Genomic DNA, 21,899 nt, shown 5'->3' on the forward strand with positions numbered 1-21,899 from the left:
ATTACTGCCATCATCAACTAAAAATTTAAAGTGTTAAACCTGAATAACGTTTTATGCCCGTTTCTACAGCGCATTGCCAGGTTTTTCTATTACTTGAAATGGTAAGCTGCTTTTTTGCTCTTGTAATACCGGTGTAAAGTAATTCACGAGAGAGTAACTGATGTTCAGCTTGCTTAGGTAGTACCATAGCAACATGTTCAAATTCGCTGCCTTGGGTTTTATGAATTGTCATAGCATAAACCGTATCATATTTAGGTAAACGAGAGGGTAACAGAATTTTGTATAATACCTTTGTATTTTGTGTCTGTGGTTGATCAGTTGTTTCGAAATAGGCCATTAACTGCCCATCATTTGTTTTCCATAACAAACCAATATCGCCATTGAAAAGCCCAAGACGATAATCATTTTCATTGATCATAATTGGCATACCATGATAACCCGTTTGATTATTAGTAACACCATTAATAAGAAGGTTTTTAATCCATTGATTTATTGCGTCTACACCTAATTCCCCTTGTCTAGTAACACATAACACTCTAAATTTTGCTAAAAGGCTAAAAGCATCTGAAATATCCCCACATTGCGCTATACCTTGATAATATTGTTTTACTAATGGGCTTAACCAGGCGGTTAGATTACTATCAACAAGCGCTAATTGATTTTCTTCAATTTCATTAGCGTTATTATTAACATCAGTATTATTAACAGAACAATCTTCTGTTGATGATGCTAATAATTGCCAACTTTGTGTGGCCGCACCTTGTATTACATGGGCCGCTAATTTTCCAATACCACCTTCCCCATCAAAACGTCGGCTTTTAAGTAAAAAACTTAAATGATCATGATGCCTTTCACCCTTAGTTTTATCATTTACAAAGGTACTGTTAAGCAAACTTTTATTTAACTGGCAAACTTGGCTTAAGTAGTTTAGGTTTTCATCGCTATAGCCACAGTGGGGTCTTGGGGCAATATCAGCTAAAACACTACCCACGGAAACAGAAGGCAGTTGATCGGCGTCACCTAATAGTATAATTCGTGATCTTGGTTTTAATGCTCTGAATATCCGTGCCATCATAGGTAAGTCAACCATGGACACTTCATCAATTAAAAGCACATCACAACTGAGTAAGTTATCTTGATTATGCCTAAAATTAGGACTGTTTGGAATAACACCAAGTAAACGATGTATGGTTTTAGCCTGTGTTGGCATCATTGATAATATATCATCGTGAATCAGTCCTTTAAAACCCGCAATTGCCTTAATAATTGATTCTGATAAACGCCGGGCGGCTTTACCTGTGGGCGCAACTAAGGCAATTTCGAGTGTTTGATTCTTTTTAATATGTACAGTAGAACTATGGTTATACTTGTTATGCAGCATTAATAACGCGGCGAGTAATTTTGTTACAGTATAGGTTTTACCGGTACCGGGTCCCCCGGCAATCACTGTAAAATTTTTATTAATTGAATTAGCAACTGCAATTTTTTGCCAATCAATATCATGTTGTGGTGCTTTCTCAGCTTGTCTAGGTGGAAATAGTTCAGGTGGAAAAAGTTGCTTGATGATGACACTGATATCATCTAATGATGCCAATGTTTTGTTTTGTAACCGTTTGGTAATATCATGTGCTAGTTGACATTCAAAGTGATAATACCGGCGTATATATAACTTATTGTTTTCAAAAACGATCGGTTGTTTTGCACTCGCCGACAGTGCTAGCTCATCACATAGTATGGATAAAGTGTCTGCATTGGGGAAAGTAAACCCTTCATGACTACATTGTCCTTGTTCATCATATGCCTTCCCCCACGCTAACCTAGACACTTCAGTTATCGGTAAACAGGTATGCCCTGCTCTTAAGCTGACACTTAACGCCATAAATAAGTGATAAACAATCGCCATATTCTCTGCGCTTATTTTTGCCGGTTCAGCTTCTGCCGGTTCAGCGCGTGTATTTAATGCCCACATCATTTCCTTAGCAAAAAAGTAATCTATCGCTTCAATATTAACTAATTGCTGTTGTGCTTGCGCAAAATTACAGTAAGTTTTCCCCATTATTTTTGCACCTTTTTTTGCACATTACTTTGGATAACACCATCATCATCATCTTTACTTATAAGTTTACTTAGCCTATTACCAGAAAAAATAGCGTCTAATTGAGCTAATTCACTTGAGAGTATTTGACGATAATAAACGCCAGAGCCTTTATGTTGACTATTGTTTGTCATTCCACGTAGGTACAAATAATAAATACCACCAAAATGTTTATGTACATCATAATCGGCTACATTATGTTTTAAGTAACGATGTAACGCCAAGCTATAAATAAGGTATTGTAAGTCGTAATAATTCTTTTCGATATTGTCACGCAAAGCGTCGTGTGTGTAATCATTATACTCGTCCCCTAAGTGAGACGATTTATAATCACAAACGTAGAATTTACCGTGGTGTTCAAACACTAAATCGATAAAGCCGTGCATCATACCTTTCAGTATTTTATACCTTGGTAGACGAACAACATTATGTAAATTGGTGTGTGTATCGGTATTTCGATGATCGGTTAGCAATTTTTCTAAATCCGTAATATTGGCTTTTTCCATTGGAAAATAAAACTCACTTTCACGAAGTGTTTTTTGCATACTAATATTATTAAGACACAACACGGAAGTTGCATCTTGACTTGGATCAATCGCTAATAAAGGTGTTTTCATTATTTCGTCTAACCACAAAATCAGGTCGACATCACTAAACCCCGTTGTTAATTCGCCATATTTTAACAACGGCCATTTAATGCTTTCTGCTAAATTATTTTCCGAATCTTCACTACTTTTAAAGTTACCGTGTTCCAAAATATCATGTAGTAAATTACCACTATGCGCCCCTTTAGCCAATTGAAAACGTAAGGAGGGTTTATTATTTACATGGGCAGCTGCTGTTTCAACTTCAAATATTTCAGCTGAATCTCGGTCAGGTGAAGATACACCACCATGACGTACGTTTCTACTTAAGGCAGAAAAAGAACTTAGCCACCAATCGCGTTCAATTTTACCCTCAAATTTACTAACCTGTAGTTCAGGTTTTATTATCATTGGGCTTGTTAATAAGCCATCATCAGCCGATATTTCATCAAAACTAACCTGTGTTAAACTCATCGTATGTGCTGATTTATCAACTAACGATTGCAAACTTGCTTTGATATCTTGCTCAGGTTGCCACTGCAAGGTTTTACCTAACGGTGAAAACGAATAGTTGTCAAAAGCCGTAGTAAATAGATAACAACGACGTTCGGCACGGGTAATGGCAACATACAAAAGTCGAATATTTTCCGCATAGGCTTCATTAGCCATCGCAGAGAGTGCTTGTTGATCACCGGCAAAACTTAAACATAATTGCCCTTGTTCATTATGATATTCAAGATAATCAATGGCTTTATTACCAAATTTTATGGGGTCTTTATGGCGAGTGGCAAATGGAATAAACACCACTGGGTATTCTAAACCTTTTGAGCCATGCTGAGTAACAATCCGAATCAAATCGCCATCACTTTCCAAGCGCTGCTCTGCTTCCATATCATTAATAGCACCTTGATTGTTTTCATTACATTGTTGCTCAAACCAATAAAGTAATTCTTTCGGTTGCAGAAATTTCTGACTCGCTGATTGTAAAATTTCAAATAGATGTAAAAGGTTAGTCAACGCACGAGCTTTTTTATCGTTTACAGCGGCATTAGTGAAATTAAAATGTTGATGCATTAAATTGATTGCCATTGAGATAAAGCCTTGACGTTGCCATTGCTCTCGGTAATCGAAAAAACTAAACTTCAATGCCTGATAGGCAGACTCGTTTTGTTGAAGTTCATACAATGCCTTACCATCAATACCAAGTAATCCACATGCTAAAGCACTCAAATACAAACGTTCATCTTCAGGGGCTAAAATACCTCTGAGTAATTGGATAAGTTGTGTTGCCTGTTCACTGTAAAATAAATTAGCACGGTCCGATAAAAAAACACTGGCTAAATTGGCGTTTAATAACGCCTCTTTAATATCGTTTGCTTCGCGCCCATCGCGCACTAGTATGGCAATATCTTGTGGTTTTATTCTTTCATTGGTAGCATTTTTACTGAGTAAATGATGTATTTCATTAGCACACCAAGTTGCCATCAATGGTCTGTAAGATTGATTGATCTTTCCAGTGTCATCCTCACCAGTAAAGTGAATAAACTGTAAAGCACCCTTTGATTTAGCTACTTTATTTGACTGTTCAACATTTCTGCCTGGATTTTTTCCCGCCAACACCGGTTGATAATCAATACCATAACCAAAAACGGATTGATTGATTTCAGTTGATTCTTGATGAGTGTTATTAGACAAAAACAATAAGTTATAGGCTGCAACCATCTCTGGCGTAGAACGCCAGTTAGTATCCATCAACCAATGATAATCGCACCCTTTTCTGGCATTTAAATAGGCAAAGATATCACCACCACGGAAACCGTATATCGCTTGTTTTGGATCACCAATTAAATAAAGCGCCACCTTGGATTTATTTGTTTCAACAGTCTGATGATTTTGATAGTAAATACCTTGTAAAATAGCAAACTGTTGCGGATCTGTATCTTGAAACTCATCGACTAAAGCAACGGGGTATTGCGTTAATAATGTTTGCGCTAACCCATTGTTTTCATCGTATTGTAAGGTATCAGCCAGTGTATTAATAAGATCATCAAAATCAAGACAGTTCAATCGTTCTTTCGTTTGTTGTACCTGTTTTCTTATTTGATAAATTCCCGATCTAACCAGTTCGTAGGCTTGCGCTTTATTGATATTTTTTGTTAAATTTTTAAGTTCTTCTTTGATTTCTTTGGCACTAAATAACACTTGCCCTAATTGTACTTTAAACGCCTTAGGATGACGTCCACCATGAAGTAAGTAATCGGGCATTGGTATTGCTATTGCCGCTAATAAGTCGTGCACATCTTGACATATATTTACTTGAGTTAACCAATTCGATAACTTAACTAATTCTTCAGCACGTTTTTCTTGCTCATCGGCCTTTTTATGTGAAATTAACCCCTCTTCGATTAAATTATTATTTTCAGTGAGTGCTTGGCTTGCTTGTTTGGCTAATCCCTTCATTTTATCAACTAAACATTGCACATCAACCAAAGTAATATCACTTCTGTGCGATATTGCTTTTGCAAAACTGGAAATAAAAGCATGAGGTGTTGACCAAAACTGTGCAATTAAAGCAAAATCTTCAGCGCTTTTTTTGGCAATTTGTCGATACCAATCTTGAGTAGCTTCTAAATACAACTCATTACTGTTAGTAGATAAATTAGCGTTAAACGGTAAACCACTCGCAAAAGCATGTTGTGTTAAAGCCCGCTGACAAAAACCATGGATAGTAAATATGGCGGCTTCATCTAAAAAGAGTAATGCACGTTTTAGCAAAAATTCAACTTTATCACTGCTTACTCGTTCGCTAATTGCTTGGAAATAAGGATCTTTTTCACATAAGCGTCCCCAATGAGTGAGTGCTTCTCGAATAAAAGCATCAATTCGTCCTCTCAGCTCTTGCGTTGCATCTTTGGTAAATGTCATCAGTAGAATTTCTTCTACTTTCAACTCGCGCTCAAGTAATAAACGTAAGTAAATACGTGTGATATTATAGGTTTTTCCCGTACCAAGACTCGCTTCAATTAAATGTAAACCCGTTAACGGAATAGTGGCTGAATCTAAATTCAATAAGGTAAAATGGTCTGAATTTTTCATCATTTAGCCCCTTTACTTTTGCTAGTACCTGTCTCGCGGGTCTTATTGAAATATTGATAAATATTTTGGTATAAAGCATTTAATTCGGGTAAAAAATTAACTATGTTTGGACATTGGGACCAAAAATAATGAATATAAGGGTCATCACCAAAACCAGGGGTAGCGTCGTTACCAAACCAAAAGTCTTCAAAACGTTCTTGAGTCATTTCAATAGGTTTTCCTCGAGATTGTTTAAATACCTGTGAGCCTAACTCACCATTAAGTAATAAAGGTTGTTTTTGGCCTTTCTCATACACCTCAATAAAATGAATCAACTGTGAGTATGCATTGTCAATTGTAGCAATTTGATATTGTTCTACTTTTCGTGATTTTGCGTTAAAGAATAAACCGCAAGTACTCTTGACTTGCATGAGTTGGTTATCAGTAGCATCAAGCATAGCTAGGTTTTCATCAGCGTTTTGTTCCTGCCATACTTGTAGAATTAATTGGTGTAAAAACAATGTAAATAAATCTTTAGCTTTAGCACTTGAACTACGATAGAAAACCAATTGCCCTCCCTCATCTGTTAGTTTAACCGGCATTTTAGCTTGTAATATCATAGGTTGTGCAGATACTTGCGACTGTAACTGGCTAGGTAATTCAAGCTGTATAGCGCAATCAAGTAATTGAGGATTATCGAGCCCCTGGGCGATAATTTCTTGACTAAATAATTGAGTATCTTCAATCCAAGTATCAAAGTTCCCTTGCATTGTTGGAAGATCAGGAAATTTCCCGGAAAGTATTGCAGTATGAATAACTTCATCAGTTGAACTATTGGGGAAACTGTCTACTGAGTGTTCATCAATAAGTTCAGAGTTAACAAGTGAATCACCAGTACCTAAGGCGGCTGAGAGTAACTGCTGCTTTAATAGATAACTTTCTAAATAATCAGCGCTAAATGGTTCAACATCATCTAACTCAACGTTTGCACGATCTAAATATAAATTCAACGCCTGTTGTGCAAACATTTTACTAGGGTGTTGGAAAAATCGAATAAGATCATTAGCCATTAACGATACTAAACTTACCGCTTCAGACTCAATAACAAATCGCGAATCATCAACAGATGTTATCACCGGATTATGCTGAGAAAGCTTAAACCAGTTAGCATCAAAACTAGCTTTTGTTGTACAAGATGGGTTGTGTGCCCAATAGTTTTCTTCACTAAAAGGCTGCATTGGGATCTGCTGCAATTGGATTTTATTACGGGTTTCCTCTTTATTTTCACTGATCAGACTAGCATGGTCTGTTAACTGCGCTTGTGAAAACATCCAACCATAACCTTGAGTGAGATAATCCATTAACTCTTTTAATACCGGCGATGGTTGTTTTTCGTTATTGTTTTTAATGTTACGTCCTTGGTAACTTAAGTATAGAGCCTCTCTAGCAGAAATTATTGCCTCTAAAAATAAATACCTATCATCACCTCGACGGGATCTATCTCCTAGCATCGGCGGGCTTTGTGCCATTAAATCGAAGCCTAATGGTTGCCGTTGTCTCGGAAATTCACCATCGTTCAAACCTAACACCGCAATAATTTTAAAGGGAATACTACGCATGGGTAACATTGAACAAAAAGTAACTTGCCCTATCATAAACTGACGACTAGCATCACCCTGGCTGAAATGATTATTGAGAAAGTCGACAACGATTGGTAGGTCAATTTTTTCATGAAAATGCGCGTGCGTACAATATTCAACAAGTGAACTGATAGCGTGCTCAATAATAGTAAGGCTATTTTCTATTTGATTATTCATTTGTTGATGATTAATTTGAAGCAGTTGCCCTGGAGCCGATTTATTTTGTTTGGTGATAGGTGTAAAAAAATGACTTGTATCAAATAATAAAACAAGTTGATTCAATAAAAACTGTTGCCAATCGACCGCTGTTCTTGGCGTTGATAATTGTTGAGCAAACGTTTGCAATTGTTCTATAAACAACATTAACTGACCAAGTAAGATAGCATCGTCACCCTCTACCGTTGGCAACAACAGTTGTTCTTGATAAATGCTGTCATGATCAGAAAAAGCAAAACCTCGAAGTAATCGTGACAATCCTTGCTGCCACGTAAAGCTATTGCTAACATTTTCGCCAAGTAATTTGGCTTTGTGTGGTTGATCTAAGCCCCAATGAACCGAGGCTTGCTCTAACCATAGGGTAATTTTTTCACAATCTTCATCATTAATAGAAAATTTGTTTGCAACGGCAGGTAAACGTAAAAAACTCAGTAATTGTGACACTTGAAAACGCGAATCTGGCAAGGTTAGCAACTCGCTGAAAGCCGCAATTAAGGGATCACTGTCTTTTGCGCTTCGATCGGCGATAGAGCAAGGTAATGGTGGCACTTCGTCATTTAATTCTTGCCAACCATGGGTGAAAACCGCATTAACATAAGGAGCATATTGCTCAATTTGCGGACACATAACCAATACATCTTTAGGCGTTAATCTATCTGTCGAGTTATTCCCTTGCTTTGCTGAATCATTAAACTGATGAAGCAGATAATCGTGTAAGGCTTGTACCTCTCGTAAAGCACTGTGACAACTTACAATAGTAATAGAATCATCTACAAGTTGTTCAGGGGATTGCGTGGCATCTTTCAATAATAAGATGTCATCTTGTAGGCGATGTAAAATACATAGATTGGTGTGTTGTTCATTACTATCACTACTTTCAAGATGTGAATTTTTATTACTACTTGCCTCAACAAATAACTCAACATCAACCGTACTATAATCTTGTAATAAAGCTAAAAACTCACGTCCTTGCTGTCCTAAATTAGCTAATAAAGGATTACCAACAAATAAATGATTATCGTCAACGCCATTAGACCAATGAGACAGTTTACTCATTGCCTGTTTTTCACTAATAATATCGCCCCAATAAGAAAAACAAGGGTTTAAATGAAAAAAATCTACTTCTATATACTCACTTAGGGCATTAATAAAAGTCAGCCACATTGGCGCCATACTATTAATACCAAAAAAGCTTAAGCGTTTAGGTAATATTAAGGGATCAGCAATAAGCTTGGCGGAATATTTTCAATGGCATTATGTAACAATTCAACGGGATTATAAGCTAATTGCTTAATCAGTAATTGCCATAGTTTAGCTTGCCATTTATTCTCAGTTATATGTAAGGTCGATATTTCGTCTTTTTGCCATGAGTCTAGCCACTGCGGACGAAAGATTAAATACTGTTCATATAAATCAGCCATTTGTTCGGCTAACTGATAACGCTTTAAATTTTCTTGACTAGAAAAGTCTTTTCCATTTCCAGAGCTTGACAGCCAATAGCGTGTTGCGGGAGTAAAATCTGAGTCTTCAACAAGGCTATTTGTTGCTAATAATGCATAAATACGCCATGTTAATACTTCTCTTGAGTAGGGTGATTGATCGGGAACATCGTCTTCGCTAGCTAGTGTTCTTATTAGCTTCCATAAATATTGTGCAGGTAACGCGTAACACATATTCATGCTAATGCCACGTTCATTTGCAATCGCTAGGTTAAGCCAATGCTGCATCCCTGGATTTTGTACTACAATGACTTCTTGATTAAATACGCCGAGTGGGGAAACTTCTGAAATCTTGTTAAGCAGAAGTAACAAATTTTCCATTTTGTTAGCGGGATACAGGTTAATCAATTCAATGCCTATGGGTTAAATCTTGATAAACAAATTTAACCACAGGCAAGAATTGAACACCATGTATTTAAATGAAAAGTTTGATAAAAAATGTAATTATTTGGATCAACATTTCGTTTTTTAGCATAGCTTACAATTGATGTTTACTATGAAGAGCTAATTTCATTCTTTTCATTAATCAATTAATGATGATGACCACCAGCGCCATGGGCGTGACCATGTTCAATTTCTTCATCGGTAGCGGCTCTTACATCAACCACGTCAATATCAAAAGTAATGACTTTACCCGCTAATGGTGGATTAATATCCACAGTTACCATAAATTTACCCGCTTTTAATACGGTGACTTGTCGTTGACCTTGTTCAGTATGAACTACGCCAATCATGCCGACCTTCCATTTAGCATTTTTGCTCGGTAAACCTTGTAAGTGTTTTACCGGAACTCGTTGTATTAAATCTTCTTGGCGATCACCATAAGCCTCTTCAGGTTGTAAAGTGACACTGAATTTATCACCCGCTTCTTTATCTGTTAAGGCTTTTTCTAAACCGGCTAAAGTATTATTTGCGCCATGTAAATAGGCAAGTGGCTCACTGCCTTGAGAAGATTCTATCTCTTCTCCTGCTTCATTTTTTAAAACATAATGGAACTGAACAACGGTTTTGTCGGTAATTTTCATGTAATTCTCTTTTACTGTTTATAAATTGATCGGTGGTAAAAAGCACTTTGGCTTTAATAAGCGGAATGACGCGCATCTTAGCATTAAATTTTAATGATTAAGAATGATAATTATAACTTCATTATTTAATTTTTGTTTACTTTGTACTTTTTATGCCCACAAGAGCAAAATAACCACACTCAAAATAATTAACAGCATGCCAATATACTCAATTAAGGTGATTTTTTCTTTAAACAAACGATAGGTCAACGCCAAGGTAATAAAAAACTCTACTTGCCCAAGTGCTTTGACATAAGCCGCAGTTTGAAAACTAGTTGCGGTAAACCACCCTATAGAACCAAGGACGCTTGTGATACCAACAAATAAACATAAGCGCCAATTTATTAGCATTAAAGCTAACTGTTTTCTATCCTGAAAATAAACGTAAAATAGCGATATTATTGATTGAACTGTGATCATAAAAACTAATGTTATCGCAGCGCTTACCAATAGGTCTGTATTAAGCGCCAAACTCGATTCTCGAATAAGTAAAGTAGTGATAGCTAATCCTAACCCCGCCGCTAAACCAAATAGCAAACCATACACAGCATCAGAGCCAGTAAGCATTTCTCTTTTGTTAAATTTTATTTTCGATACAAAAAAAACACCTATCACACCTACAATGACACTTAACCGACCCATAACGCTTAATGGTGCTGCAAATAGTAACGCGCCAACAATTGCTACTTGAATCGCTTCTGTTTTTGCCAAACTCGTGGCAACAGCAAAATTTTTATACTTAAATGCAGCAACTAAACAAGCCGTACCAATAATTTGGGTAACACAAGCAATTAACGCGTAATATAAAAAATGATTATTGAGAACAGGTACCGCTACCTCTCTAAATTCTAACATCCACCATAAATACCCCCATGCAAATGGCAAAGCATAAACATAGCGCACTGCGGTGGTTGCCATTGAGTTAAGTTTACCTGAAAGTTGTTTTTGTCCTGCTGTTCTTATCGCTTGCATAGTCGCGGCAAGCAAGGTGAAATAAATCCAAGTGTATTCTGAAATTAACGACACTAATATATTATCCTATTTTACTTTTTATCAATGATGAATTACGCAAAAGTTAGCACTACAATGCGAATTGATGATCTAACGTGCTAATACCAAGCCCACTTTGTTTTTCTACTTTAACTTGTACATCAATCCGTTCTTTTAGTGCTTCAACATGACTAATAATACCAATCATTTTTCCACTAGCGTTGAGGTTATCTAGTGCTACAAGGGCAACTTCTAGTGTGTCGTTATCTAACGTACCAAAACCTTCATCTAAAAAGAGTGAGTCAATACTGGTTTTATTACTAACCAAATCAGAAAGCGCTAATGCTAAGGCTAAACTAACTAAAAAGCTTTCCCCTCCCGATAAAGTTTTTGTATCGCGAATGCTATCGCCTTGCCAGGTATCTAATACTTCCAAACTTAAATTATCACGTTGTTGACATTGCAACTGGTAGCGACCATCAAGTTTATTGAGTTGTTCATTAGCTAAATAAACAAGGTGATTGAGTGTTAAACCTTGGGCAAATTTTCTAAATTTAGCCCCGTCGGCTGAACCAATTAACATATTTAAATACGACAGTTCATCTAACCTTGCCTGTTCAGTTTTTATTTGTGCTAATAAAGTTTGTTGGTTCAACCTACTTTGTTGATCATGAGAAATAGCCTGTTGAATTTGCCCTAATAATATTTGTTGATTTTTTATTCGATCGTTATAGTTTTTAAGTGCTAATTCAATATCACCCAATGACAGTGTTTTTAATTGTTCAAGATCACCCTGGGTCTTTTTAATAATAGAATTGAGTAGTTCCTCTGCCTTTGTTATGGCTTGTTCTTGTTCAATTAAATGCTGCTTTGCACTTTTTTCTTGTCCCAAAAGTTGCTGTAAGTTGGCTTCTATACTGTGTTGCTCACTTTGTAATTGTATTAATACAGCTTTGAGCTGATCAGCTTCATCATTTAACAAATTCCTTATAAAATCAGACGATTGCTCATTAATATCAACAAAACCCAATTGCGAAAAAGCAGTAACGCGTAACTTATTCTTATCTATTAATTGCGTTTTAAGGGTTGTTATTTGGTTTGCTACACTAATTAACTGTTTTGTTACTTGGGCGACTTGTTCTGATAATACAATGTCTGTTTGTTCTATTGTATTTAAACGAGTAAAAAGATTTTGTTGCGCTACTAATTTTTGTTCTAGAAGACTAACTTGCTGAGCAATATGTTGTAACCAATGATCGGATTTAAGCAAGGCCAATTCATTATTAAAATCTATAGATAACTGAGGAATTTTATTCAGCTGCATTGTTTTAACACTGGTAAGTAGATCTTTTTGCAAGGCACTTTGTTCTAAAGTTAATTGTGTCATTAAGTTTGTTTGGTCTGTACTGTCTTGGATACTGTGATTCAGGTTAGTTTCTATTAAACTTCTTTGATACTGTGCTTGATCTAAAATTTGTTTTGTTTTTTGTACGTCTTGCTCTGCTTGTTGCGTTTGTTGAAGTAATTGCGAGAACGTTTGTTGAAATTCAGTTAATTGTATTATTTGACTATTAACGACAGTATGCGCTTTTTGAATTTCAGTTACGTCTGTTATGTCAATTTGAGTAAAGGAATTTGCTTGACTTTGAGTTTGCTCTAAACTGGAAAAAGCGAGAGTTAATTCCTGTTTCTCAATATTTATTCTGTTAATTCTATCGGAGATTGCATTAAGTTCAGCGTCTAGTTGATTCTCTTGTTGGGCCAATGCTTTCCCCTGCTCTTCCAACTGGTTTAAATCATTGTTCAGAGCATGTAATCTATTTTGATGTTCATCAAGGTTTATTGCTTGGTATTGTGAAATGGCGGGATGTTCGAGACTGCCACACAGAGGGCAAGGTTGATCTGCTTGTAATTTAGCTCGGTGATCACTTAAAGCCATTATTGTTTGTTGTTGAGCAATCAGTGTTTCAACATCAAGCTTTTGTTGCTTAGCATTTGAAAACTTATTACGTAAATCAGTAAGTTGTAATTTAATTCCGTCTTGTGTTGGCGATATACTTTCTTTTTTATTTGTGAGTTGAGTTTGCTCTTGTTGTAATGCTTTATAGCGATTTGCAAGTTGTAGTGCCTGTACAAATATAGTTTGCTTTTGTTGGCATAGATTAACTTTCACGTTTAAGCTTTCAGGTGAAAGCGTTTGTTGTGTCATTCCAACAGAGTCTAACAATGCCGTATGTTTATTTACCCATTCTTGTTGGCTTGTGTTTAACACTTTCTCTTGTTTTTGTTGCTCGGTTAGTCGCTCAGCATTTTCACTTAACGCAATAGCATGATTTTTTTGTTCATCTAATAACTGCTGTGTCTTATTTTTTATTGAATCGAGTTGTTGGGTCTTTTGAACAAGCGTGACGTTAATTTTTGCTAATTGATCTACCTGGTTATGCCACAAAGGCAGTTTTTCTTTAACGTTAGTTAGCGGCTCATGCTCTGTAATATATTGTTGTAGCTCATCTACTTCTTTTGATAATTGTTTGTGTTCACTTTGTATTTTTTTTTGTTTTTCTATTAATAACTCAGATTCTTTTGTTTGTTCAACTTCATTTGCTAATACTTGACTTAATTGCGTCGACATAGCTGAAATATCATGCTCTATGGGCAGTATTGTATTTATTAATTGGATTTCAATTTTTTTATGCTGAGCTTGTTGTGCCTCTTGAGCCTTTAATTTTTCTTTAATCACTTGGTTACCGGCCGTGACTTTTTCTTCAGCTTGCTTACGCTGTGCTAGCAACTCACATAATTGTGTTTCTTGTTTTTTATATGCCTGACTAAGTATAACAGTGTCTTTTAACGCTAAATACGAGGACTGTTCTAACATAGCTACTTGATTTAAATTGGTAACATCAGCTTCTTGAGATCGTAAATCATTTAATTCTTGCTCAGTCAGTAAAGTTACGCCTTCAGATTTGGCTTGTATTAACTGTAAAGATTTTTCAGCTTGCTTATGGTTTTCAAAAACTTGTTTTGATATTTCACCGTAAATCTGTGTTCCTGTTAACTGTTCTAATAACTGTGCTCTGTCATTAGCTGCTGCATTTAAAAAAGCAGCAAATTCACCTTGTGACAACATCATTGATTTAGTAAAACGTGAAAAATCTAATCCTGTAATTTCAGCTATTTTCGTTCTAACCGTTTTCAGCTTTTCAGCTATAATGGTGCCATCAAGTAATGCTAGCTCTGCTGTTGGTTCTAATAAGTTACCATCAACTTTATTACGTGCTCGCTTTTGACTCCAAAATGCGCGATAGCCTTGTCCTTTTACTTCAAATTCAACCTCTGCCATACAATGCGTAGTAAAATGAGTCATTAACTGATTTTGTTTTTTAGACACTGTTAAACGTGGGGTTTGATGGTACAAAGCTAAACAAATGGCATCAAGAATGGTTGTTTTACCCGCGCCTGTTGCGCCTGTTATGGCAAAAAGCCCGTTGGAGTCAAAAGGTGGTTGGGTAAAATCTAATTGCCACGCATTTTTTAAGGCATTGATATTTTCAAAGCGCAATCGTAGTATTTTCATAATTCATCCTTGCTTAATACTTGCGCAACAGTTTGATTAAATAACGTTTGCAACTGAGTTTTACGTTTTAAACCTTCATCATGTAACGGGTCGTCCAGATCATTAGTATCTAATGCTTCTTCTTGTTGTAGTCTAGAATCAAAAACCTCGGCTAACGTTAATTCATTTAAATTACTATGATCTTGTTGTTGATCAAGCAGTAAACGCTGTCTTACTTGTTTTTGTCTTCTAACCAATAAAACTTCAACAGGAAAGTCTTTTACTAATGCAGTAATTTTAGATTGTAAGTCATTGAGTGAGCCTGTATTGGCTAGCTCAATATCAAGCCAAAGCTTAACTTCATTGTCTGTTTTGTTTTCTTCTGTTAATAACACAGGAATAAGTGTTTCAATATCTTGATGTAAATTATCTAACGTCGTTTTTAACATCGCTAATGTATCGGAAGCATGGCACAATAAGATCAGTAATTTTTGATAGTTTTTCCTTTTCAAAATCAACTAACAGCACACGTTTTTGTTGTTTAGCTTCATCAAAACTTAACGCTATGGGTGAACCAGAATATCGAATGTGTTCGGTTTTACCTACTTTTTGTGCGCGATGAATATGCCCTAAGGCAATGTAATCGGCATCAGGAAAAGCATTACTTGGGAAAGCCTCTAATGTGCCAATATAAATATCACGCACCGAATCAGATGACGTAACACCTAAAGCCGTTAAATGCCCAGTAGCAATAATTGGTAATTGGCAACCGCCGGTTTTTACAAGTTGCTTTGCTTGCTCAAACAAACACTGATAATGCTGAACAATTGCTTGTTGAAGTTGTTTAGATTTATCCGTAGCAGATTGCCCTGCTTGGCTTTTTATAACATCTCGCGGGCGAATAAATGGAATAGCACAAATAACCGCTTGCGGCTCACCTTGTGAATTTTTTAGAGTAAATACTTGATCGGCTAAATTACTGTCAATTGTGACATCCGTAACATTTGCAATGACCTTGGTCGATAATGCACTGAGTAGCTCTTTTGATTCAGCTAACATGCTGACAGAGTCATGATTGCCTGCAAGAATAACTAATTGGCAATCATACGCTTGAAGTGTGCTTATAAAATTGAAATACATTTGGCGAGCATAGCTTGGAGGGGTAGCGGTATCAAAAATGTCACCGGCAACAATAATGGCGTCAATAGCATGCGTTTTAACTTGCACAATTAACCAGTTTAAAAACTGTTGATGCTCTTTAGCTCGGCTTTTCCCATAAAAATATTGACCTAAATGCCAATCTGAAGTGTGTATAATACGCATAAAAGAAAATATGGATGAAGAAAATAATAAGTTGATAATTCTACCTGAATAGGATAATTAAACCATTAAAGATACGTAAAAATATAATATATTGAGAAAAAATGACTCCTGCAACGAAACTGCTAAAACAAAAAAAAATCGCTTTTGAACTACTTCAATATCATCACGATGCCAATGCAACTTCTTTTGGTCTTGAAGCTGTAGAAAAATTATCACTTGAAGCTGAACAGGTGTTTAAAACGCTAGTAGTGTGTTGTGACACCGACAAACTCGCCGTTGCTATAGTACCAGTTAATACCATGTTAAATTTAAAGGCGATGGCAAAAGCGTTGAAAGTGAAAAAAGTTAAAATGGCTGATGCAAAACGTGTAGAAGCCACCACAGGTTATGTTTTAGGGGGTGTAAGCCCGTTAGGGCAAAAGAAACGTTTACCAACAGTGATTGATATCAGTGCGGAATCATTGATCAATATTTATGTGAGTGGCGGAAAACGCGGTTTAGAAATAGTATTATCGCCTAAAGACTTAGGCCAATTATGCTCAGCGACCTTTGCGCCTATTACAGATGAAAAATAAAATTAGTGCTCGGCGAGTTCAAGGTGATACATAGATTAAAGGTTATATGTGAGTGAATAGGCGATTAACTCCTTTCCTTGTGAGGGTTTACTGAAATAGTATCCTTGTAAATAGTCACAGTTCAACTCAGTTAATAACGCGACTTGCTCTTTGGTTTCGACCCCTTCAGCTACTACGGTTAACCCTAAACTATGTGCCATTGAAATGGTTGCTTTTACCAAACTTAGATCAGCTTTATTTTCTGTAATACCTTGAATAAAACTCCTGTCAATTTTCAGTACGTCAAACTCATATTGTCTTAAATAACTTAACGATGAATAACCTGTACCAAAATCATCCATTGATAAATTAACCCCCATTTCAGTTAGCCCTTGCAGCGCGTCATCAATATAAGACTGCCCTACCATTAGAACCCCTTCTGTTATTTCTAGCTCCAAACAATTGGCTGTGATGTTCGCTTCATCAAGTGAATTTTTAACAAAATTAAGTAGTTCGGTTTCCCGAAATTGACGTGGGGACAGATTAACCGCCATGATATAATTAGTTTGTTGAGATTTCTGCCATTGACTTAAAAAATCTAATGCCTCTTTAACTACAAAATGCCCTATGGGTACGATTAATCCCGTATGCTCAGCGATTGGAATAAATTCATCTGGTGTTATATTACCTAAAGCCGGATTTTTCCAACGTAATAAAGCCTCTGCTCCAATAATGCTATTATTTCTTAAATCAATTTGAGGTTGATAATATACTTCAAACTCGTTCCGCTCAATGGCACCATGCATTTGTTCTTCAACAGCCAAACGCCTTATCATGGTGGTATTCATTTTTTGTGTAAAGAATGAATAGGTATTACGCCCTAACGCTTTAGCTTGATACATGGCTAAATCAGCATTGCGCAGTAAATCTGTACTTTCAGTACCATTGTCTGGGTAAATAGCAATACCAATACTTAACGTAAGAATTAGCTCTCTACCATCTATTTTGAAAGGATCTCTAAACGCATTAAGTAAATTTTTTGTAATAGTAAGTGCATTTCCTCCTTCACTTATCCCCCGTAATATTACAATAAATTCATCACCTCCAAGTCTACCTACGGTATCTTCTTTACGTACAACTTGATTTAATCGATGCGCAGATTCTTTGAGTATTTTATCACCTACTTCATGTCCTAATGTGTCATTTACTTTTTTAAAATCATCTAGGTCTAAGAAAAGAACCGCTGTTTTTTCATTTTTACGCTGTGCCTCATTAAGCAATTGAGATAAACGATCAAGAGCCAGAAAACGATTAGGTAATGAGGTTAACGTGTCATAATAAGCATGATGTCGAATAATCTTTGCCGTTTTATGCTGTTCAGTAATATCACGAATAATCGTCACAAGTTGTTTGTATTCTGCTAAATAGCTTATCCGCGCTTCAAAAAAAGAAGCCCCACTAGGCAAATTTAACTCATATTCAAAACTTATCATGGTACGTTCAACCATGGCTTTATTAATGTTTTCTCTAAATTTACTTGCAATATCGCTAGGCAAAAATTCAGCTAAAGGTTTGCCAATAAACTTCTTTGGTGATAGATAAAGGTTTTTCTCATCACTGGCATGATAATGATTAATCACACCTTCTTCATTCATCAAAAAGAACAAATCAGGTATCGATTCAAATGCCGCTGCAAGCATATGTTCGTTAAGTGTAAGCTTTGCTTGAGTTTTTTTTATTTCTGCAAGATCAACATCTATACAATAGAATTGTTTGCTTTTATAAGTATTAGTAAATAGAACGTGGTTGGAAAAAACGCATACATCCTTACCATTTTTATGACGTAAGGTGAGTTCTGCAGCAGGAATTTCTACATTATTTTCAAGCCAATTACTTACACCTGCTACAACAGCATCTTGCATAGGTCTTTGGAATGATTAACGATTCTAACGTCTGACCTAATGCTTCTGCTGTTTTATAACCATAAAGTATCTCGCTGCCTTTATTCCAGTAGATAACACGCCTATTTTCATCATAACCTTGTACAGCAACAGAGCTCACCTCATTAAACAATTGATGAAGTGAGTCATTGATCATAAGAGCATGGGTTAACTGATTCTTTTTATTAATTGAATCCATGTTCAAGTCCATAAAATAACAACAACACGTTTATTTTAGACCTTAAACATGGATCCTGCTTATAATTTACTAAAAAAGGGCTGTTTTTCGTTAGTTAACAGTGAAATTTATTTTTTGGTAATCCAATTTATGGCGCCAATTCTATTATCAAAGTAACGTATATCGCCGGAAAACATCGAGTTTCCAACTTGGGTTAATACTTTTTGCCAAGTACAGCTACCAAACACAGCCACCCGTTTAAATTGATCACAATGCTTTATACTGGCAATAAAATCATTCACTGCGGCATGCATTGTCCACCGTTGAATTGAGTAATATCGAGCAAAATATCAAGTTTAGGATGTTGTTCCGACTTAATCGTGGCATTGATGATCGGGGTGATCATTTGATAATCTTCAATAGATAACGTTCCAATAGCTTTAAAAGTTAAGAAGTAACGATCAGCTTTTCGTTTTATAGAAATAGTTAAACTGTGATAGCGTGCTTTCATAAAAATACAACCTTAAGTAACTAATATACTATTAGTTGATTATAGTTGAATATTTGAATTGCTTAAACTTCTTCTATCAGGCTCTTTTTTAAACTATAAATAGGCATTACTTTCTAGTATTAGTATTTAATCTACAACAGATATTTCTCAACGCTTAGACGCATTCAATTTTTGAAAGTACATATTGAGTTTAATCAAGCCAGATTCGAGTTCAAATTTTTGTATTTTGATATCACTAAATTTAGCAGCATGAGTAAAATGCCTGTTAATCATCGTTGTTATACCTTCAAAGCCTTGAGGTGTTGTGTTTATAAGCTCTGTAAGCAAGGGGCTCACAATATGCCATTGTTCTTCTATCATTTCTGGCTTTTGATAAAGTTCACTCATGATGTTAGAAAGTGCTATGCGTTGTTTTTGTTCCATAAAGTAAATTTCCTTGTCTATTCTATGAATTGTATTTTGTGGTTTATTTTTTGTTATTTGATATTATCGATAACGTTAATGACACCAGTTGCCTGTGGTAAGCATATCACGGACGGCCTTTTCATTTTCAGTTAACCAAACATGTATTGCTTCACTTGATGAAAACTGAGATCCAGTACCCGGCCAATAATATGTCCCTTGGTTGTCCTTACACAAAGCAATATAAACTGGGGTATTATCTACAAGGGCTTCTTCCCCTTTTTCAACAAACATCTCATAACTAATTTGTTTTTGTGCTGTGCCTCTATACGTTTCTATTACATCCGCAGAATATATATGCTTATCTGTTTCATCATCTTCACTAATAATTTCAACGTTTATTAATTTTACTTTCGCTAGATAGTGCACATGCTTAATGGCTTCTTTAAAACCATTAAGCTCGATATCTGTCATGCTTGTAGCTGTAACCATATTTTCTGCAGCCACATTTGTTGTAGCTACAGTAGAGCAAGAAAAACAAGAGAACAACAATAATGCTAATGTAGTGTTTTTCATTATTCTTCACTTCCTGCCATCAAGGCTTTTTTAGTGTAAATTGGTAATGTCTCGCACGTTTCGTCAAAATCAGCCGGTACGACAAAGGTTTCCCACACGTCTTTGTTGTATTTTGTCACGTTTACGCTATTGCTTTGATTGCCACCTAACATGAAAAGCGAATTACCATCAGCACTTTGTCCAACAACAAAAGCAACATGCCCGCCCCCTTTTCTTGTTTTTATACCAATAGCACCGTAAAGTGGTTTTTCAATTTTCTTACCAAAATTCGCCCATTCCTTTGCTCTAAAAGCGTTTTTGACAGGCTCCATGTTATGTTGTTTCATAACCCAAGAAACAAAAGAAGCACACCATGCGTTTACTCCGCCTGTATCGTCCTTCCCCCAAAATTTAGACGCTTTAAAATAAGCTAAAATTCGAGGATTCGCCTTAGTTCCAAGAACCTCGCTTTCACCCAAACTCATTAATTGCTGTTTTCATCCATACAGCATAAGTTGCCGGCATTTTTAAAATAGCGTCTGATCTAACGCTTATATTGATAAGTTTTTCATTAATTTTTCGATGAGTACGACCACTAGGATCAACCCTGCCATCAGGTCGTACTTGACCAAGTACTTTACTTTGAAAAAGTTTGATTGCGGCTATGGTTTTAGATTTTTCTATACGAGTATTTAATAGGCCATCTACCGTTAAGGCTTCTGTGGGTGTTATCAGTGATAAGAGTTTATTTAAAGCCGTTTGTACCGCTTTTACATCGTTTATATCGTTTGTTCCGCCAAGTCCAACGGATTGTGTAATTTTCAGTGCTGACATCGTGATTTCCTTGTCTTGTCATATTTTGATTAAGGTGTATTGTGTTTTAAAAATATATTTTATTCAAGTTTAACGTTGTACATAAAATGGGGTCAGGTACACTTTATTTTACCTGTTTTTTTGGGCGGCCTCTTTTACCCTCTGTTACTCTGCGTCCACTCAAAAATTCGATGTTTTCTTTAAATTTATCATTCCCTAAAGCAAGCCCTTTAACAGCAGAGTCATGAATGTTTGTTAACAATTCAGCCGCGATATGTTGCTTAAACAGTTCTTGATAAGCTGACTGCCTTTCATTAGCTGTTACGCCTAATTCATCATATTTAGAATGACCAGTACATAAATCTGAGTGTTTTCCTAATGCATTAACTTGATAACTAGACCAAGGATAATGAGTTGGCTCTGCTACCATTAAAGCCCTGACAGGATTTAACTCAATATAACGATACACATTAAGTAAGTAGAAATCATCTTGGACTACGCATGACTTAAACCTACCTTCCCATAACGTTCCACTTCGGCCGTAAGTATAATTGAAATATTGAACATATCGCCTGCCTAAATTTTGCATAAGCCGGCTTATTGCTTTTGGTTTAATGGGTGTGCAAAGTAAATGTACATGGTTTGTCATTAATACCCACGCATGCACTTCGACACCTGACCTCAATAGAGTAGTCTCTTAACCAATGTAAATAAGCCGTGAAGTCCTGCTCAGAGGTAAAACATGCTTGCCTATTATTACCTCGCTGAATAATATGCTGTGGAATATTTGGGAGTTCTACTCGGGGTAACCTAGCCATATATCTTCCTTGATACTGAATTTAATTATACAGTGTAGACCATTATTTAATGTGTACCTGACCCCATTTACCACTAAATTTTAGTG

General features: G+C 36.0%; 17 protein-coding genes and 1 pseudogene. 1 reads left to right on the forward strand and 17 read right to left on the reverse strand.

Translation table 11 applies throughout. The features are described 5' to 3' along the window. Nucleotides 1–25 precede the first annotated feature (25 nt). The 9 genes from recD to sbcD all read right to left on the reverse strand — a co-directional run bounded on the left by recD (nucleotide 26) and on the right by sbcD (nucleotide 16,042). Nucleotides 26–2,056 (reverse strand): exodeoxyribonuclease V subunit alpha, encoded by a 2,031-nt coding sequence (gene recD, locus L3081_RS14050; protein ID WP_242286743.1) that lies wholly within the window; start codon nucleotides 2,054–2,056, stop codon nucleotides 26–28. Next, nucleotides 2,056–5,778, reverse strand: coding sequence for an exodeoxyribonuclease V subunit beta (recB, locus tag L3081_RS14055; protein ID WP_242286744.1), 3,723 nt, complete (start codon nucleotides 5,776–5,778; stop codon nucleotides 2,056–2,058). The genes recD and recB overlap by 1 nt, the downstream gene beginning before the upstream one ends. Beyond that, nucleotides 5,775–8,783 carry an exodeoxyribonuclease V subunit gamma gene (gene recC, locus L3081_RS14060; RefSeq protein ID WP_274620538.1) on the reverse strand — a complete coding sequence of 1,003 codons (3,009 nt, stop codon included), beginning with the start codon at nucleotides 8,781–8,783 and terminating at the stop codon, nucleotides 5,775–5,777. The genes recB and recC overlap by 4 nt, the downstream gene beginning before the upstream one ends. Nucleotides 8,784–8,821: 38 nt before the next feature. Next, on the reverse strand, nucleotides 8,822–9,457 hold the full coding sequence (locus tag L3081_RS27015; RefSeq protein WP_274620539.1) for an exodeoxyribonuclease V subunit gamma: 636 nt from the start codon (nucleotides 9,455–9,457) through the stop codon (nucleotides 8,822–8,824). Nucleotides 9,458–9,639: 182 nt separating this feature from the next. Further along, nucleotides 9,640–10,134, reverse strand: a complete 495-nt coding sequence (locus L3081_RS14065; RefSeq protein ID WP_242286745.1) for an FKBP-type peptidyl-prolyl cis-trans isomerase — start codon at nucleotides 10,132–10,134, stop codon at nucleotides 9,640–9,642. 150 nt (nucleotides 10,135–10,284) lie between these two features. Next, nucleotides 10,285–11,199 (reverse strand): DMT family transporter, encoded by a 915-nt coding sequence (locus L3081_RS28375; RefSeq protein WP_242286746.1) that lies wholly within the window; start codon nucleotides 11,197–11,199, stop codon nucleotides 10,285–10,287. 55 nt (nucleotides 11,200–11,254) lie between these two features. Then, on the reverse strand, nucleotides 11,255–14,740 hold the full coding sequence (locus L3081_RS14075; RefSeq protein ID WP_242286747.1) for an AAA family ATPase: 3,486 nt from the start codon (nucleotides 14,738–14,740) through the stop codon (nucleotides 11,255–11,257). After that, nucleotides 14,737–15,168, reverse strand: a complete 432-nt coding sequence (locus tag L3081_RS14080) for an exonuclease SbcCD subunit D C-terminal domain-containing protein (protein ID WP_242286748.1) — start codon at nucleotides 15,166–15,168, stop codon at nucleotides 14,737–14,739. The genes L3081_RS14075 and L3081_RS14080 overlap by 4 nt, the downstream gene beginning before the upstream one ends. Next, nucleotides 15,146–16,042: an exonuclease subunit SbcD gene (gene sbcD, locus L3081_RS14085; protein WP_242286749.1), complete on the reverse strand. Its 897-nt coding sequence runs from the start codon at nucleotides 16,040–16,042 to the stop codon at nucleotides 15,146–15,148. Before sbcD ends, L3081_RS14080 begins: the two co-directional genes overlap by 23 nt. A gap of 101 nt (nucleotides 16,043–16,143) precedes the next feature. Here sbcD and ybaK point away from each other — a divergent pair, with 101 nt between their 5' ends. Further along, nucleotides 16,144–16,617: a Cys-tRNA(Pro) deacylase gene (gene ybaK, locus L3081_RS14090; protein WP_242286750.1), complete on the forward strand. Its 474-nt coding sequence runs from the start codon at nucleotides 16,144–16,146 to the stop codon at nucleotides 16,615–16,617. A gap of 35 nt (nucleotides 16,618–16,652) precedes the next feature. Here the strand turns inward: ybaK and L3081_RS14095 are convergent. The 8 genes and pseudogenes from L3081_RS14095 to L3081_RS14130 all read right to left on the reverse strand — a co-directional run bounded on the left by L3081_RS14095 (nucleotide 16,653) and on the right by L3081_RS14130 (nucleotide 21,680). Continuing rightward, nucleotides 16,653–18,735: pseudogene (locus L3081_RS14095) on the reverse strand (sensor domain-containing protein). Between the two features lie 107 nt (nucleotides 18,736–18,842). After that, nucleotides 18,843–19,028, reverse strand: coding sequence for a SpoIIAA family protein (locus L3081_RS14100; protein ID WP_242286751.1), 186 nt, complete (start codon nucleotides 19,026–19,028; stop codon nucleotides 18,843–18,845). After that, nucleotides 19,013–19,225, reverse strand: coding sequence for an STAS/SEC14 domain-containing protein (locus tag L3081_RS14105; RefSeq protein WP_242286752.1), 213 nt, complete (start codon nucleotides 19,223–19,225; stop codon nucleotides 19,013–19,015). The genes L3081_RS14100 and L3081_RS14105 overlap by 16 nt, the downstream gene beginning before the upstream one ends. Before the next feature lie 147 nt (nucleotides 19,226–19,372). After that, nucleotides 19,373–19,648 (reverse strand): hypothetical protein, encoded by a 276-nt coding sequence (locus L3081_RS14110; protein ID WP_242286753.1) that lies wholly within the window; start codon nucleotides 19,646–19,648, stop codon nucleotides 19,373–19,375. A gap of 75 nt (nucleotides 19,649–19,723) precedes the next feature. Beyond that, a complete protein-coding gene (locus L3081_RS14115; RefSeq protein WP_242286754.1) occupies nucleotides 19,724–20,203 on the reverse strand; it encodes a hypothetical protein in 480 nt (159 codons plus the stop codon). Continuing rightward, on the reverse strand, nucleotides 20,203–20,667 hold the full coding sequence (locus L3081_RS14120; protein ID WP_242286755.1) for a TIGR02594 family protein: 465 nt from the start codon (nucleotides 20,665–20,667) through the stop codon (nucleotides 20,203–20,205). Before L3081_RS14120 ends, L3081_RS14115 begins: the two co-directional genes overlap by 1 nt. Beyond that, the gene (locus tag L3081_RS14125; protein ID WP_242286756.1) at nucleotides 20,654–21,016 is read right to left on the reverse strand and encodes a peptidoglycan-binding domain-containing protein; all 363 of its coding nucleotides are present in this window, start codon (nucleotides 21,014–21,016) and stop codon (nucleotides 20,654–20,656) included. Before L3081_RS14125 ends, L3081_RS14120 begins: the two co-directional genes overlap by 14 nt. Nucleotides 21,017–21,119: 103 nt before the next feature. Further along, a complete protein-coding gene (locus L3081_RS14130) occupies nucleotides 21,120–21,680 on the reverse strand; it encodes a transposase (protein WP_338027337.1) in 561 nt (186 codons plus the stop codon). Nucleotides 21,681–21,899 lie beyond the last annotated feature (219 nt).

The sequence above is a fragment of the Colwellia maritima genome (assembly GCF_022669015.1).
Classification (GTDB): Bacteria; Pseudomonadota; Gammaproteobacteria; order Enterobacterales; family Alteromonadaceae; genus Colwellia; species Colwellia maritima.